Below are 15,206 nucleotides of genomic sequence, written 5' to 3'. Positions count from 1 at the left end.
GGCAGCTCCTGTTTCCTGTCCGGGAAGGACAGCTCGTCATTGTCTCTGGTATTCCAAACAGTACATTATTTGTGATTTACATCGCATGAATCCTGCTCTAATCTATTTTGGTATACAAGAACTCCGGAGCCCGCTCCAGATCATGAAACGAGCAGAACCGTTGACCCAAATACAGTCCGTCGAAGCCAACACCGGCAGCCCGCCGCTTCCGCCAGCAACGACGCCGGCGACGACGCCGACGGCCACAGCCGCTGCCCCCGCCGAAGCACGATCCCTGCTCGCCACCGCGTGGATGAGGATCAAGCGCAGCAAAATCGCCCTCGCCAGCTTGGGCGTCGTAGTGGCGATCATGCTGTTCGCTGTCCTGGCACCGTTGCTCAGCGCCATGTCCGGGAACGATCCGTTCACCTCGAACACCAGCCCTGAAGTACTGGACGATTTCCAGACCCCCGGGCTGCCCCTCCCCGGCTACATGTATCCCTCAGCGCAGCATTGGTTGGGTGTCGAGCCCGGCCTTGGCCGCGATCTCTTCGCCAGGCTTGCCTTTGGTGGTCAGGTCTCACTCACCATCGCTTTGCTGTCCACGGCAGTGTCCGTTGTCCTCGGAACCGTCCTGGGCGCTGCAGCGGGCTATTTCGGCGGCAAGACCGACGCCATCATCAGCCGGATCATGGACCTGTTCCTTGCCTTCCCGCACCTTCTGCTGGTGCTCTCCCTCACGCCCATCCTGCAGTCGCGCCTTCGGGACACCCCGCTGGGCGAGGGCAGCTTCCTGCCCATGGCTTCCCTGGTGATCATTCTCGGCTTCTTTGGCTGGGCCTACCTCGCCAGGATCGTCCGCGGCCAGGTGCTCAGCCTCCGCGAGCGCGAGTTCGTCGAAGCCGCGCGGTCCTTCGGCGCGTCACATCTGAGCGTGCTGTTCAAGCAGATCATCCCCAACGTCATGGGCGTCGTCCTGGTGTACGCCACCATGCTGATCCCCACAAACATCTCCGCTGAAGCAGCCCTGTCCTTCCTGGGCGTCGGCGTCAAGGACCCTACGCCGTCGTGGGGCCAGATGCTCAACGCCGCCCAATCCGGCAACTGGTACCTCAGCGACCCATGGTTCCTTGCCGTCCCGGGCGTCATGCTCATCGTCACCGTGCTGGCATTCAACCTCCTCGGCGATGCCGTCCGGGATGCACTCGATCCCAAAGCATCACGCCACTAACAAACCTCCGTTTCACTCACACCCCTAGGAGCATCATGAAAACCCCCACGAGAGCACTGGCGCTTTCCGTGCTGATTGCCGTGGCCGCTACCGGCTGCGCGGCAGGCCAAAACCAGCCCGGCAGTTCAAAGCCCGCCGAATCCGTCACCGAACTCGCACCCGTCGTGGTCAAGTCCGGCTTCACCGGCAAGGGCGGCAACATCAACGTCCTGATGTCCTCGGACTTCCAAACCCTGGATCCCGGCAACAGCAACTATGTCCAGACCGCCAACGTCGGACAGCTCTACTACCGGACGCTCACCATGGCCAAGGAAACGGCGGGCCAGCCGCCAACGGTGGTCCCGGACCTCGCTACGGACACCGGCAAGGCCTCCGACGACGGCTTGAGCTGGACGTTCACCCTCAAGGAAGGCGTGAAGTTCGAGGACGGCACGCCCATCACTTCGGCCGACATCAAGTACGGTGTGGAGCGCACTTTCGCGCAGGACGTCTTCACCCAGGCGCCGCAGGAGCTGAATGCAGCGCTCGACGCCGGAGGGTACAAGGGGCCTTACAAGGATCCTTCCGCTGTGCTCAAGGCAGTTGAAACACCCGACGAACGCACCGTGGTCTTTCACCTGAAGAAGCCTTTCGCCGAATTCCCGGCGCTGGCTTCCCGGTCCAACACGGCGCCGGTCCCCCAGGCCAAGGACACGAAGCTGGACTACACCAACCACCCGGTATCGTCGGGCCCGTACATGGTGGAGTCCTACAACCGGGGCAAGTCCTTGAAGCTGGTCCGCAACCCGCACTGGGACCCGTCCACGGACCCCAACCGTTCAGCTCTTCCGGACACGTTCAGCTTCTCCCTTTCCACGTCCCAGGCCACCATCAGCCAGCAGCTGCTCGCCGACTCGGATCCAAATGCCATCACGCTTGATTCCAATGGCGCCCTGCAGACCTCGGACTCCGCGAAGCTTGCCGACGCCAAGGTCAAGGATAGGGTGGCATCCGGACTGCTTGGATGCAACGACGTCCTGAGCCTGAACACCGAAAAGATCAAGGACCCGGATGTCCGCAACGCCATCGCCTTGGCCCTGGACCGCCAGTCCATCCTGGTGCAATACGGCGGACGACGCTTTGGCGAACTGACCCAGAGCCCGCTGAACGACAAGATGCGTGGCTATGTGGAAACGCCGCTGGAACTGGACCCGGCCGGCAAGCCCAAACTCGAAGAGGCCAAGAAGCTGCTTGAAGGCAAGGAGTACCCCAAGACCCTCACGTACGGCTACGCCAACAACCGCGATGCCTTCAAGAACACCGGCACCGTGGTCCAGCAGAACCTGAAGGCCCTGGGCATCGACGTGGAGCTGGTGCCGATTCCCGCCCCGAACTACTACTCGGTCCTTGCCAGCGCGCAGCTCCCGGACATGGGCCGCTCCGGCTGGTGTGGCGGCGCCGATCCCGCTTCTGTCCGTACCTCCGCTGATCCGCTGCTGGGACCGAACAATGACGGCACAAGCTACGGCTTCTCCAACACGTCCCGCTACTTCGATCCCGTGGTTTCCAAGACGATGTTCGAGCTGCGAAACACGGACGGCTCCTCCGAGGAACTCGGTAAGAAGTGGTCCGAGGCCTTCGGTACGGCGTTGAAGACCTACCCGATCGTGCCGCTCATCCGCACCCACACGAACAGCGTGGTGGGCTCCAATGTCCGCAATGCCCAGGTGGGCTACTTCTTCGGTGGCATCGACCTCTCGATCGTCGGCGTCGAGCACTGACTGCGCTTTTCGAACCATTAGTCCAGAAGGAGAAGCGGGCCGCCTGCAGTTGCCAGGCGGCCCGCAACCACCACCATGATGACGTTCATTCTTCGCCGGGCCGGATCCTTGGTCCTGCTCCTCTTCGCGGTAAGTTTCATCACCTTTACTTTGTTCCAGCTGGGACCGTCCGACCCCGCAGCAGCTGCCTGCGGCCAGGAGTGCACTCCCGAGCGCGTCTCCGAGGCCCGGGTTGCCTTGGGCATGGATCAACCGTTTTTCATCCAGTACTTCGACTACATCCGCGGGCTCTTCTCCTCGAGGATGATCGGAGCTCCGGGGGCACAGACCCTCTGCGAATGGCCTTGCCTGGGCAAGTCCTTCCAAACCAACGAGAACGTCGCTGACATCATCGGCCGTTCCCTCCCCTACACGTTCTCCATGGCCATCGGCGCGTTGGTGCTCTGGACCATCACGGGCGTGGGGCTCGGCCTCCTCGCTGCGTTGCGCAAGGGAACCCCGGTGGACAAGTTCATCGTCGGGGCCGCTTCCGTGGGTGTCTCGCTGCCCATCCCGGTCACAGGACTCTTCCTGTTGCTCCTGTTCGTCAACCAACTCCATCTGCTGCCGTTCACCACCAACGAGATCAACAGCCCGTTCGGTCCACAGGGGCCGGGGGCGTGGGTGGCCAACTACCTGCTGCCCTGGATCGCTTTGGCAGTGCTCTTTAGCGCCTCCTACATCCGCGTTACCCGGACCAACATGATCGAGACGTTCGGGGAGGACTTCATCCGCACAGCGCGCGCCAAAGGCCTCGCTCCCCGGACAGTCACGTTCAAGCATGGGGTCCGGGCCGGCATTACCCCGGTTGTGACGATGCTTGGCATGGACATTGGCCTCCTGCTCGGTGGTGCTGTCCTCACGGAGCAGATCTTCTCCGTCCCCGGGCTGGGCTTCACGGCAGTGCACGCCGCCATCTCCGGCGACCTCCCTGTCACCATGGCCATCACCATGCTGGCCGCGTTCTTCGTGATCGTCGCCAACGTTGCCGTGGACCTTGCCTATGCCGCCATCGATCCCCGAGTGAGGCTCCAATGACCCAGCTGCACACCGCAACAACAACGGCGGGCGCCACAGCCACCGCGCCTTTCCTTGAGGTACGCGACCTGACCGTGAAATTCCCTACGGATGACGGCGTTGTCTCCGCAGTGAACGGCATGGACTTCACGCTGGATCGCGGCCAGACCCTTGGCATCGTGGGCGAATCCGGCTCGGGGAAGTCCGTCACCAGCCAGGCACTCATGGGCTTGTTGAAAGGCACGTCGGCAAAGGTGACCGGCCAGGCGATGTTCCAGGGCAAGGACCTTGTTTCCCTGCCCGAATCCGCCATGCGCCAGCTCCGCGGCCGCAACATCGGCATGATCTTCCAGGATCCGCTCTCGGCCCTCCACCCCTTCTACACGGTGGGGCACCAGATCGCCGAGGCGTACCTGGTCCATAACAAGGCGAGCAAGAAGCAGGCCCGGGCTGCCGCCGTCGACATGCTGGGAAGGGTGGGAATCCCCAGCCCGGAGCAGCGCTACGACGAGTACCCGCACCACTTCTCCGGCGGCATGCGCCAGCGTGCCATGATCGCGATGGCCCTGATTTGCGAACCCGAACTCCTGATCGCGGATGAGCCCACCACGGCCTTGGACGTGACGGTCCAGGCGCAGATCCTGGACCTGATGTCAGAGCTCCAGGAAGAGACCAACTCGGCGCTCATCCTCATCACTCACGACCTCGGCGTCGTGGCTGAGGTCTGCGACAACGTCCTGGTCATGTACGGCGGCCAGTGCGTCGAATCGGGGACGGTGGACGAAGTCTTCTACGACACCCAGCACCCATACACCTTGGGTCTGCTGAACTCGATGCCGACCCTCAACAGCTCCGCAAGCCAGCTGACCCCCATCCCCGGCCAGCCGCCGTCGCTCCTTGACCTGCCCAAGGGCTGCATCTTCAGCGCACGGTGCCAGTACGCCGACCTCGCCGGCGACGGCGTCTGCGCCAGCCAGCGGCCCGGGCTTCGCGTCGAAGATGGGCACGGCACGCGTTGCCACCTGAGTGGCCCACAGATCATCACCATCCGGAATTCCCGTTAGGACTGCCATGGAACAGCAAGCAATCCTCCAGGTTGAGAACCTGCAGAAGCATTTCCCGCTGAAGGGCGGCCTCCTTCCTGGCGCCCCCAAACGTTCGGTAAAAGCGGTCGACGGCGTATCGTTCAGTCTCGGACGAGGCCAGACTTTGGGGCTGGTCGGTGAGTCCGGGTGCGGTAAGTCGACCACCGGACGCATGGTTTCCCGGCTCATGGATCCGACGGGCGGACGAATCCTGGTGGACGGCGAGGACATCAGCCAGCTGCGTGGGCGCGACCTGTACAACTTCCGGCGCAAGGTCCAGATGATCTTCCAGGATCCTTTCGCATCCCTGAACCCGCGGCAATCCGTGGGGACCGCCATCGCGGCTCCCATGGTGGCGCAGAAGATCAACCCTCCGGGTGGACTCAAGAACAGGGTCAAGGAACTCCTGGACCAGGTGGGACTCAAGCCAGAACACTACAACCGCTTTCCGCATGAGTTTTCCGGTGGCCAGCGGCAGAGGGTGGGCATCGCCCGGGCCATATCGCTGAACCCGTCGGTGATCGTTTGCGACGAACCCGTCTCTGCCTTGGACGTTTCGGTGCAGGCGCAGGTGGTCAACCTGCTGCAGCAAATCCAGCGCGACACCGGGGTTTCCTACATCTTCATTGCACACGATCTCTCGGTGGTCCGGCATATCTCCCACGAAGTTGCCGTCATGTATCTGGGCAAGATCGTGGAGCAAGGGCCCCGGGATGCTTTGTTCAGCAACCCCTTGCACCCGTACACCAAGGCCCTCCTTTCCGCTGTCCCGTTGCCTGATCCGCGTGCTGCCCGTGAACAGGTGAAGGTGCGGCTCCGGGGAGATCTTCCGTCACCCGCCAATCCGCCCAGCGGCTGCGTCTTCCGTACCCGTTGCCCGCTGATCGGCACACTCCCGGAGGAGCAACGCAGGCGCTGCATCGACTCGATTCCGGCGCCGGCCACACCGGCCGCGCCGGCCTGCCACCACGTGGACAGTGCCGTAAAAGTCTTGACCGCCGCGCAATAACCGGCAGTCAATGGATTCACTACCGAAGGAGCAACCATTGAATACCCTGATCCGCGCCGCCCGCCCCTGGGGGCAGGCCCTCAGCGACGTCATGATCGCCGCGGGCGAAACGGGCGGCGCCGAAGCGGGCGGCAAGATCACCGCCGTCGAACCGCATGACCCGTCACGCGTCATTCCAGGTGACGTGACCGTAGTGGAAGGCCGTGGGCGCTTGCTGCTGCCTTCCTTCTCGGACGTCCACGTCCACTTGGATTCCACCCGGATCGGTTTGCCGTTCCGCGAGCACACCGGTGGTCCCGGTGTGTGGACCATGATGATGAACGACCGGCAGAACTGGCGCAACGCCGAGGTGCCCCTGCAGGACCGCATCAACGACACCTTGGGGCGCATGATCGCACGGGGCACCACCCGGGTCCGCTCCTACGCCCAGGTGGATGTGGACTGCCGTCTTGAGCGTTTCGACGCCGTTGCTGCCGCCAAGGAGAAGTTCGCGGCGCAGGCCTCCGTGGACATCATTGCCTTCCCGCAGGCTGGCCTGTTGCTGGAGGAAGGCACCGTGGAACTCATGGAAGAAGCCCTGAAAGCCGGGGCAAACGTGATGGGCGGGATTGATCCCTGCAGTTTGGACCGGGATCCGGCCAAGCACTTGGACATCGTGTTCGGGCTGGCTGAGAAATACCAGGTTCCCATCGATATCCACCTCCACGAACCGGGCGAGCTGGGTGTCTTCAGCACCGATCTGGTACTGGAGCGCACCCGTGCTTTGGGCATGCAGGGCAAGGTGACGATGTCGCACGCATACCAACTGGGCAGCGTCAACGAGGCCACCACCCGCAGGCTGATTGATGCCTTCGCGGAGCTTGACGTCTCGCTGGCTTCGGTTGCTCCGGCTTCCGCCGGTCAGCTGCCGATTCCTCTGCTGACCGAGGCCGGGGTCCGCCTTGGCCTGGGCGAGGACGGCCAGCGCGACTACTGGTCCCCTTATGGCAACACGGACATGCTGGACCGGACCTGGCAGCTTGCCTTCACCCACGGCTTCCGGAAGGACGAGCTGATTGAGCACTGCCTGGCCATCGCCACCATCGGTGGTGCCAGCATTCTGGACCCCGGCGCGACCAGGCTGAAGGACACCGCCCACCGTCCCGGCGTCGAGGTTGGCGATCCTGCGGAACTGCTCCTGGTGGACGGCGAAACCGTGGCCTCCACGGTGATGGACCGGGGCAAGGACCGCACGGTCATCCATGCCGGCCGGGTTGTGGCGGACCAGCTGGAACTCGTTTAGCTGTTGCCGAACCCGCTCTCGCGCGGAGCCTGGCCGTTGTACGGTGAGGGGCTCCGCGTAAGGGCGGGTTCTTTGCTGCCCTGCCTACTCGCTTCGCGCGGTGGGGGCTCCATCCATGGGCGTCCACCACGTGTCCGATGGCGTCACCGTGAACCGGCGTCCGGTTACGGAAGAGGGAATGATCCTGATGAACTGGTCTTTCTGGCCCGCTTCCCAGGGGAACAGCAGCAGCCCGATGGTATCCAGAACCTCCTGGGTGAGGCTCACCGCGGTGGCCTGCCCCTTGGCCACCACGCTCCAGGCCACTCCGGTTTCAGGGTTCACACCGTCGGCCTCAATCGCCACGGGAGTATCGCTGAGGGCCGCGTGCAGCTTGGTGCCTTCCCCTGTCCGGAAGACCATGGTGCCGTGGTCCACCTTGTAGTTCACGGGAAAGATGTCCGGGTGGTGGTCCACCACCACGGCCAGCCGGCCCACCGAAACGCCGCGGAGCAGTTCCCAGCATTCGTTGGTTTCAAGGATTTCCGTGGCCGGGCTACTTGGCTGGTTCGTCGATGATGAGTTGCTCATACCGCGAGGATACGCCGCTGGATTGCCCTCTGACAGTCCCGGAACCGGCGCTCACCAATGGCCCGCGGATGGCGAAGAAACCGGCGATGGCAAGCACGACAGCCTCGGCCGCCAGCACCCAGAATGTCACTTCCCAGCCACCTGTCGCAGTGTGCAGCAAACCCGCCAGCAACGGGCCCAGCGAGGCCAGCGCGAACCCAAATCCCTGGCTCATTGCTGACAGCTTCCCGGCCGATTCGGGTCCGGCTGATCGGATGACCACCAGCGCCATGCCGAGACCGAACCCCGCACTTTGCACAACTCCCAGGAGCCCCACGGCAAGGAACTGCAGCTCAGCCGGCGCCACCAGAACACCCAGCAGTGCCGCAGCCACCGAAAGTCCCAGACCCGGCGCCATCCAGCGCAGGACCGCCGGACGACTGGCCAGGACGGGAGCGAGCAGGCTGGCCGGGAGCCCGGCGAGGCTGAACCAGGCGAGGAGCGCGGCGGCATCGGCTGAGGCAAGGCCACGGGATACCAGGTAGACAGCCAGCCACGATGTGATGGCGAAGTACAGCATGGCCTGCAGCCCGAAGAAAGCTGTGACCGCCCATGCGGTGCGTTGCCTTCTGAGGGGAACCTTGACGGCCGACGGCGAGACGTTCGTCGCTGCTGCTGCGGCGCCTACTGCTGCGGCGCCGACCGCCGTGGTGCTGGCCGCCGTGGCCCTGGCCGCCGTGGTGACGCGGCGCGAGAAGGCGAGTGCCGACATCGTGGTCTCATCTGTCCTGTAAATCAGCAACGCACCCAGGAGGGCAGGGACAGCCCACACCGCCAGTGCCGGGGGAAGACTACCGCCAAAGGCTTGTTCCAGGGGCTGGATGAGCCCTGCTCCGAGCGCAGCGCCGAGGCCGAATCCCATGGTGCACAGCCCCGTCCACCATCCGGTGCCGCGGTTGGCTTTGACGATCTGGGGCACCAGCACGCTGGCGGTCATGATCGCCATGCCGGCCAGGAAGGTCCCGGGCAGCAGGAGGGCCGGCACTGTCGACCGGATGATCAATGCTGCCGCCAGAACCAAAAGCGCGACGGCGACGGCCCGGCCGGTCCCGAGGCGTCGGGCCAACCACGGTCCGATCAGCCCGGACACTCCGAAGGCCAACACAGGCAGCGTGCCCAACAGGGGCAGCAGAGCCGGATCCAGGCCGAACACGCCGGGCACCTGCGCCATGACGCCTGCGACGGTGGTGATGGCGGGACGGAGATTGACGGATACCAGCACCAAGGCGAGCAGCACCAGAGCCGTGGTGGCGTGGGAGCGACGTCCCGAAGTTTGGGGCAACGCCCGGCGCTGTTCTGACACGTCGATCTCCTCATAGCCTCTTTGGTATACCAAGTAAGAATATGGCTAGATCGTGCGGATGTAAATCCGCTTAAATGTGCGGGGCAAATCAGCCGCACATCCTGTGGCGGAAGACTTGGGATACCACCAGATGCCCACGGGGATCTCCGCTGCACGCCTCCCCCGTGAGAGTTTTTGTACAGCTAATGCCCTTAAGGCACCCTTTTTAGGGCGTTATCTGTACAAAAACTCGCTAGATGGCCTTCCCCGGATTCAGGATCCCCTGCGGATCAAACAGCTCCTTGATCCTGCGCTGCAGCTCCCGCACCGGCTCAGGCTGCTCCAGCCCAAGCCACCGCAGCTTGTACTGTCCTACCCCGTGCTCACCGGTGATGGTGCCGCCCATTTCCAGGCCCACGCGGATCGATTCGTCCAGGGCAGCATTGAGCCGCACCAAGGCATCGGCGTCCGTCGCAGGGTCCACCCGGTCCATCCAGAACGTGGGGTGCAGGTTGCCGTCGCCGGCATGGGCGACCACTTTGAGCCGGACTTGGAAACGCTCAGCCATCGCCTCGAGGGCGGCCACGAAATCCACCAGCCGCGACCGCGGAACCGCGATATCTTCCCCCACCCTGAACTCGTCGTCCACCTCCACGCCGCGGCTGTTGCGGCGCAGTTCCACCAGCATTTCGGCCTCGGCGCTGGCCTCCGTGGTCACCGTGGCGCCGCCTGCGGCGAGAACCTGCCGGACGACGTCGGCCTCTGCAGCCGCACCGAAACCGTCGGTTTGGATCAGGAGCAACGATTTCCCGCGCTTCTGCAGATCCCCTCCGTGGAGTTCATCGAGCTGGACAAGCGTTCCGTTGTCCAGCAGCTCCATGATGGCGGGCTGCACGCGCGCCTTGCCCACTGCCAGGACGCCCGCGGCAGCGCTGCGGAAGTCCTGGTAGAACGCCGCGATGGTGTGCACTTCCCGAGGCAGGTATTTCAGGCGGACGGTCACTCCCACCACGATGCCCAGGGTTCCCTCCGATCCCACCAGCAGCGCGGTGAGGTCGTAGCCGGCCACGCCCTTGAAGGTCTGGTGTCCGGTATGCATGAGCGACCCATCGGCCATGACGACGTCGAGCGCCAACACCGAGTCGCGTGTCACCCCGTATTTGGCGCAGCGGAGCCCTCCGGCGTTGGTGGCAACGTTGCCGCCGATGGTGGACATTTTGTAACTTGCCGGGTCGGGCGCATACATGAGGCCGTAATCGGCGGCGGCAGCGTTCAGGTCGGCGTTGATGACGCCGGGTTCGACGACGGCGGTCTCGTCGTCGGGGTTGAGGTCCAGGATGCGGTTCATCCGTTCCAGGCTCAGGACGATGCAGCCTTCGGTGGCGTGCGCCCCTCCCGAGACGCCCGTTCCGGCACCGCGCGCGACGATCGGCACCTGATGCGCGGCACAGCTGCGGACCACGTGCTGCACATCCGCCACCGATTCTGCCCACACGACCGCGAGCGGAAGGTGTCGCTCCACCATTGGCCCCTGATCGATCGAGTACACGGTCAGGGTTTCTTCATCCCGGGCTATCTGGTTGACCGCAAGCCCGCTGGTTAAATGGTCCAGGAAATCCGCTCCAGCCGCGGACACCCCGGCTTCCGCTTCACCGATGGTGCGGCTCCTGATGCTTTCTGCTGATGTTCCGGCGATGGCCGTTTCGTCCGACAAGACATTCCCTCCACATGAGCACCGCGGACACGCCAAACCGGCAGTCTTCGCAGCTTCAGGCCAGTCTAGCCACAGCGCTTTGGGCGTCTTGCTGGCGGCGACTGTAACCGCTTCCATTTCAGGGTTTGCGAAGGCGTGCAAGCCCGCGCCGCAGCCCCTAACAACAGCATCCTTAGCACTGGAAACGTTTACATTTTCGGAGATCCTCTTCTACGATGTCTCCATGTCCGTTGATTCCCTGCTCCAGGTTCCTGCCTCTGAGCCCCCTGCAGCCCATACGCAGCTCACGCCTGTCCACGATGCCTCCACGGCCCACGGATGGTGGCGCTCCGCTGTGATCTACCAGATCTATCCGCGGTCCTTCCGGGACCTCAATGGCGATGGCATCGGAGACCTGGCAGGCATCGCTGCGGAGCTCGCCCAGTTGGCGGGGCTGGGAGTCGACGCCGTCTGGTTGTCGCCGTTCTACCGCTCGCCGCAGCGGGATGCCGGCTATGACGTCAGCGACTACTGCGACGTCGATCCCCTGTTCGGAACGCTGACAGACTTCGATGCCTTGATTGCCGAAGCCAACAGGCTCAATCTTCGGGTGATTGCCGACATCGTCCCCAACCACTGCTCGGACCAGCACGTTGCATTCCAGGCTGCATTGGCCGCCGGCCCCCACAGCCCGGAGCGCGAGGTCTTCATTTTCCGGGACGGCCTCGGCCAAGACGGCAACGAACCGCCCAACAACTGGCAGTCGCACTTCGGCGGACCGGCCTGGACCCGGGTCATCGAGTCGGACGGTCAGGCAGGGCAGTGGTACCTCCACCTCTTCGATTCCTCGCAGCCGGACTTCAACTGGGACAACCCTGCGGTTCACGCCGAGTTCGAACGCGTCCTCCGCTTCTGGCTGGACCGTGGGATTTCCGGTTTTCGCGTGGACGTAGCCCACGCGTTGGTCAAGGCCCCCGGCCTGCCGAACTGGGGAGGGCGGGCCGACGGGAACAGCTCGGAAGGCTTCCCGGGCCAGGACGCTCCCATGTTTGGCCAGCCGGCCCTGCATGACATTTACCGCCGCTGGCGTTCCATCCTGGAGGAGTACGGCCCGGACCGCATCCTGTGCGCCGAGGCCAACGTCGATCCGCTCCCCCGCCTTGCCCAATGGGTGCGCCCCGACGAAATGCACCAGGCCTTCAACTTCCCCTACCTCCATGCCGGCCTGGACCTCAACCGCCTGCGCCACATCATCACAGACTCGTTGATCTCCCTGGACGCCGTAGGCGCCCCGAGCACCTGGGTCCTGTCCAACCACGATGTCGTCCGCCACGTCTCGCGCTTCGGTTACGACGGCCCGGGCCCCCGCGACGGCGACGGCATCGGCCCGGACGATGAACAGCCCAATGAAGAACTCGGACGACGCCGGGCTGCCGCGGCAACCGCGTTCATGCTCGGCCTGCCGGGCGGGGCGTACCTCTACCAAGGCGAAGAGCTCGGCCTGCCCGACTCCACCAACATTCCGGGAAGCATGCGCCAGGACCCCACCTTCGCCCGTACCGGCGGGGCGAGGATCGGGCGCGACGGCTGCCGCGTGCCGCTGCCGTGGCGTTCAGCTGAACCCCACGCGGGATTTGGGCACGGACAGGATCCCTGGCTCCCGCAACCCGAGTCCTGGCCCACGTTGGCGAGGGACCAGCAGGAGTCCGATCCGGCGTCGCACCTTAACCTGTACCGGGCGCTGCTTGCCGAACGGGCGCGTCTGCGGCTGGGCGCAGGGTCGCTCGCTTGGGCGGAGGACTACTGCACGGAATCCACCCTCGCCTATCTGAATGGAAACACCCTGGTAGTCATGAACGTCGGGGCGGAATCCCTTCCGTTGCCGGCGGGCGAGGTCATCCTGCGCAGCTCCGCGGCCGAAGCCACGCATCCACTAGGCTCGGGGGAGACAATCTGGCTGTCAGCCAGCTAATTTCCCACCAAGGAGCAGCATGACCGGCATCAAGGACGTAGCCGAGCACGCAGGGCTTTCCGTGGCTACGGTGTCGCGGGCGCTCAGCGGCAAGGGGCCGGTCTCCCCCGCCAGCCGGGAGCGTGCCAGGGCCGCGGCCGCCGAACTTGGTTTTGTGTTGTCGTACCACGCTTCAAGCCTGGCCTCCGGCCGCACCCACAATGTTGGCCTTGTAGTTCCCTCGGTCCACCGCTGGTTCTATTCAGCGGTGGTCGAGGGCGCTTCCGCAGCACTCCTCGAAGCCGGCTACGACCTCACCCTGTACAACATCGGCGAAAACCCTGCGCGCCGCCACAGCGTCTTCAGCGATTTCCTGCTGCGCAAGCGCGTCGACGCCGTGATCGCCGTGTCCCTGGAACTCAGCGACAGTGAGACCCGGCAACTCCATGCCATGCACCGGCCCATCGTGGGCATCGGAGGTCCGCTGCCGGGAGCGTCGACCATCCGGATCAATGATGCCGGCATCGCAATGCAGGCCACCAACCATCTGCTGGGACTCGGCCACAGGAAGATCGCGCACATCACGGGAAACGAAGCGTACAACCAGGACTTCCAGCTGCCCGGAACCCGCCGCGGCGGCTTCGAAAAGGCAATGAACGACGCCGGCTGCCCGGTCAGGCCCGAATGGATAGTTACGGCTGACTTCACTATCGAAGGTGCGTACGCGGCTGCGCGGCAGTTGCTGGCCAGTGCACCTGACCGGCCCACAGCTGTTTTCGCGGCCTCCGATGAGATGGCTATCGGTACGATCCTGGCGGCCCGCGATTTTGGTCTCCGTATCCCTGAGGATCTCTCCGTCATGGGCATCGACGGACACGACCTCGGAGCTGTCCTGGGCCTGACCACGATCGACCAGGACGCCAAAGGCCAGGGGGCGTTGGCCGTCCAGACGCTCCTGGGAGCGATCAACAATGGACTGGTCCTTGAGGCCGCCGATGCGGAGCACCCCGCCAAGTTGGTGGTTCGGAACAGCACGGCAGTGCCGAAAACTGCTGGCTAGGCACAGGGACACGCGCCTCAAAACATCGGACCAGCCAGCTACGGCAGCTGGCGCTCCATGAAGAGTTCCAGTTTGGTGGTGTCCTGCGGGTAGGGCCGGCTGGCGCCTGTGATCACGAAACCGTGGCGGCGGTAGAAAGCCTGGGCACGCGCGTTGTCCTCGTGGACACCCAGTTCAATGGAATGGGCACCGAGCTCCTTGCCCGCTGCCTCGCAGGCCTGCTGCAGGAGTTCATCGGCCAATCCAAGTCCCCGATATTCGGGCGCTACGTACACACTGATAAGCACTGCCTGCAGCGGCCGTGCCGGATCCTGGGGATGCTTCACGGCTACCCTCATCAGGCCGCAGAACCTGGAGCGGTCGTCACCGTTGTCGGCCACCAAGGTGATGCTCGCGTCACCGGTCATGGCGACGGCGCGTTCCTTCCACTGGCTGTCCGTCTGGCGGCGTGCCGCGTCCAGGCTCTCGATATAGGCCATGGGAGTATCCGCGAGCATCTCCAGACGGACCTTCTTCAGGAGTTGCCAGTCCCCTGCTTGGAGCCTGCGAACCCTAGGCAACTGCTCCGCCCATGAACCTTGCGTAACGCTCCAGAACCCGGGGCCAGCCTTCCGCGTACGACTCCCTGGAAGCTGCAGGATCTTCGGCGCCCTCCCAACCGTCGTGGATCAGGCGCACCTCCGTACCACCCTCCACTGCACTGAAGACCACACGGATCTCGGTGGACCATAATGGCGTGCCGGCTGGGTACCAGCTGGCGTGGAAGGACAACGGCGGCTGCCAGTCATCAATAGTGCCCCACACTGATGTACGGCCGTCCTCGGCCGTCTCCAGGATGAGGTTCTCCTCAAACTCCACGTGGGAGCCAGCGCCGTAAACGCTCTCCTCTTCCAGCGGCCACCACAGAGGGGGATGATCAGTGAAGCCCTGGAAGGCATGCGGGACGGTAGTGGGTACGACGACACTGACGATGAGCGGCTCAAGGTCCTCGCCGGTGCGGGACGCCTCGGGCTCTTGTTCAGGGTGGCTGAAGAGATTTTCCATGACCACCAACTCTACCGGGGGGTGGACGCTCCGGCGGTGGCGGGGACTGCCCTCATTGCCTGGTGTGTGCTTGTTAAAGTCGAAAGGCCCCAACCGTCGTGGTTGGGGCCTTTCTGAATGTGTGTCCGGCGGTGTCCTACTCTCCCACACCCTCCCGGGTGCCGT

13 protein-coding genes are annotated in these 15,206 nt (G+C 64.2%); 8 read left to right on the top strand and 5 right to left on the bottom strand.

What is annotated here, in order from left to right; genetic code table 11:
• Window positions 1-142 precede the first annotated feature (142 nt).
• From ACFUOZ_RS19705 to ACFUOZ_RS19680, 6 genes are all read left to right on the top strand, one after another.
• A complete protein-coding gene (locus ACFUOZ_RS19705) occupies window positions 143-1,210 on the top strand; it encodes an ABC transporter permease (protein WP_377551304.1) in 1,068 nt (355 codons plus the stop codon).
• 35 nt (window positions 1,211-1,245) lie between these two features.
• A complete protein-coding gene (locus tag ACFUOZ_RS19700; protein WP_377551301.1) occupies window positions 1,246-2,970 on the top strand; it encodes an ABC transporter substrate-binding protein in 1,725 nt (574 codons plus the stop codon).
• Between the two features lie 75 nt (window positions 2,971-3,045).
• Window positions 3,046-4,047 carry an ABC transporter permease gene (locus ACFUOZ_RS19695; protein ID WP_144662842.1) on the top strand — a complete coding sequence of 334 codons (1,002 nt, stop codon included), beginning with the start codon at window positions 3,046-3,048 and terminating at the stop codon, window positions 4,045-4,047.
• The gene (locus ACFUOZ_RS19690; RefSeq protein WP_377551298.1) at window positions 4,044-5,090 is read left to right on the top strand and encodes an ABC transporter ATP-binding protein; all 1,047 of its coding nucleotides are present in this window, start codon (window positions 4,044-4,046) and stop codon (window positions 5,088-5,090) included. Before ACFUOZ_RS19695 ends, ACFUOZ_RS19690 begins: the two co-directional genes overlap by 4 nt.
• 7 nt (window positions 5,091-5,097) lie before the next feature.
• On the top strand, window positions 5,098-6,120 hold the full coding sequence (locus ACFUOZ_RS19685) for an ABC transporter ATP-binding protein (RefSeq protein WP_377551296.1): 1,023 nt from the start codon (window positions 5,098-5,100) through the stop codon (window positions 6,118-6,120).
• A 37-nt stretch (window positions 6,121-6,157) separates the two neighbouring features.
• Window positions 6,158-7,402, top strand: a complete 1,245-nt coding sequence (locus ACFUOZ_RS19680) for an amidohydrolase family protein (protein WP_377551294.1) — start codon at window positions 6,158-6,160, stop codon at window positions 7,400-7,402.
• Between the two features lie 84 nt (window positions 7,403-7,486).
• On the opposite strand, the gene ACFUOZ_RS19675 is transcribed toward ACFUOZ_RS19680, so the two are convergent.
• The 3 genes from ACFUOZ_RS19675 to ACFUOZ_RS19665 all read right to left on the bottom strand — a co-directional run bounded on the left by ACFUOZ_RS19675 (window position 7,487) and on the right by ACFUOZ_RS19665 (window position 10,929).
• Window positions 7,487-7,972 (bottom strand): pyridoxamine 5'-phosphate oxidase family protein, encoded by a 486-nt coding sequence (locus ACFUOZ_RS19675; protein ID WP_377551291.1) that lies wholly within the window; start codon window positions 7,970-7,972, stop codon window positions 7,487-7,489.
• The gene (locus ACFUOZ_RS19670; RefSeq protein WP_377551289.1) at window positions 7,938-9,314 is read right to left on the bottom strand and encodes an MFS transporter; all 1,377 of its coding nucleotides are present in this window, start codon (window positions 9,312-9,314) and stop codon (window positions 7,938-7,940) included. The genes ACFUOZ_RS19675 and ACFUOZ_RS19670 overlap by 35 nt, the downstream gene beginning before the upstream one ends.
• A 232-nt stretch (window positions 9,315-9,546) precedes the next feature.
• Window positions 9,547-10,929 carry an FAD-binding oxidoreductase gene (locus ACFUOZ_RS19665; protein ID WP_377551359.1) on the bottom strand — a complete coding sequence of 461 codons (1,383 nt, stop codon included), beginning with the start codon at window positions 10,927-10,929 and terminating at the stop codon, window positions 9,547-9,549.
• Between the two features lie 301 nt (window positions 10,930-11,230).
• On the opposite strand from ACFUOZ_RS19665, the gene ACFUOZ_RS19660 reads away from it, so the two are divergent.
• Together ACFUOZ_RS19660 and ACFUOZ_RS19655 are read left to right on the top strand one after the other, a co-directional pair.
• Window positions 11,231-12,958, top strand: coding sequence for a glycoside hydrolase family 13 protein (locus ACFUOZ_RS19660; protein WP_377551287.1), 1,728 nt, complete (start codon window positions 11,231-11,233; stop codon window positions 12,956-12,958).
• A 19-nt stretch (window positions 12,959-12,977) separates the two neighbouring features.
• Entirely contained in the window at window positions 12,978-13,997 is a 1,020-nt protein-coding gene (locus tag ACFUOZ_RS19655; RefSeq protein WP_377551285.1) for a LacI family DNA-binding transcriptional regulator, read from the top strand.
• 38 nt (window positions 13,998-14,035) lie between these two features.
• On the opposite strand, the gene ACFUOZ_RS19650 is transcribed toward ACFUOZ_RS19655, so the two are convergent.
• On the bottom strand, window positions 14,036-14,557 hold the full coding sequence (locus ACFUOZ_RS19650) for a GNAT family N-acetyltransferase (RefSeq protein ID WP_377551283.1): 522 nt from the start codon (window positions 14,555-14,557) through the stop codon (window positions 14,036-14,038).
• A complete protein-coding gene (locus ACFUOZ_RS19645) occupies window positions 14,550-15,041 on the bottom strand; it encodes an SRPBCC domain-containing protein (protein ID WP_377551280.1) in 492 nt (163 codons plus the stop codon). Before ACFUOZ_RS19645 ends, ACFUOZ_RS19650 begins: the two co-directional genes overlap by 8 nt.
• Window positions 15,042-15,206: the final 165 nt, after the last annotated feature.

This window comes from Paenarthrobacter sp. NPDC057355 (assembly GCF_042667405.1).
Classification (GTDB): domain Bacteria; phylum Actinomycetota; class Actinomycetes; order Actinomycetales; family Micrococcaceae; genus Arthrobacter.
Note: the sequence above shows the minus strand (reverse complement) of the source record. Positions and strands in the feature narration are given on the sequence as shown.

Coding starts and splice junctions, on each gene's coding strand:
- ACFUOZ_RS19700 (WP_377551301.1), top strand. CDS start 1,246: ATGAAAACCCCCACGAGAGCACTGGCGCTTTCCGTGCTGATTGCCGTG.
- ACFUOZ_RS19695 (WP_144662842.1), top strand. CDS start 3,046: ATGATGACGTTCATTCTTCGCCGGGCCGGATCCTTGGTCCTGCTCCTC.
- ACFUOZ_RS19660 (WP_377551287.1), top strand. CDS start 11,231: ATGTCCGTTGATTCCCTGCTCCAGGTTCCTGCCTCTGAGCCCCCTGCA.
- ACFUOZ_RS19655 (WP_377551285.1), top strand. CDS start 12,978: ATGACCGGCATCAAGGACGTAGCCGAGCACGCAGGGCTTTCCGTGGCT.
- ACFUOZ_RS19645 (WP_377551280.1), bottom strand. CDS start 15,041: ATGGAAAATCTCTTCAGCCACCCTGAACAAGAGCCCGAGGCGTCCCGC.
- ACFUOZ_RS19690 (WP_377551298.1), top strand. CDS start 4,044: ATGACCCAGCTGCACACCGCAACAACAACGGCGGGCGCCACAGCCACC.
- ACFUOZ_RS19685 (WP_377551296.1), top strand. CDS start 5,098: ATGGAACAGCAAGCAATCCTCCAGGTTGAGAACCTGCAGAAGCATTTC.
- ACFUOZ_RS19675 (WP_377551291.1), bottom strand. CDS start 7,972: ATGAGCAACTCATCATCGACGAACCAGCCAAGTAGCCCGGCCACGGAA.
- ACFUOZ_RS19705 (WP_377551304.1), top strand. CDS start 143: ATGAAACGAGCAGAACCGTTGACCCAAATACAGTCCGTCGAAGCCAAC.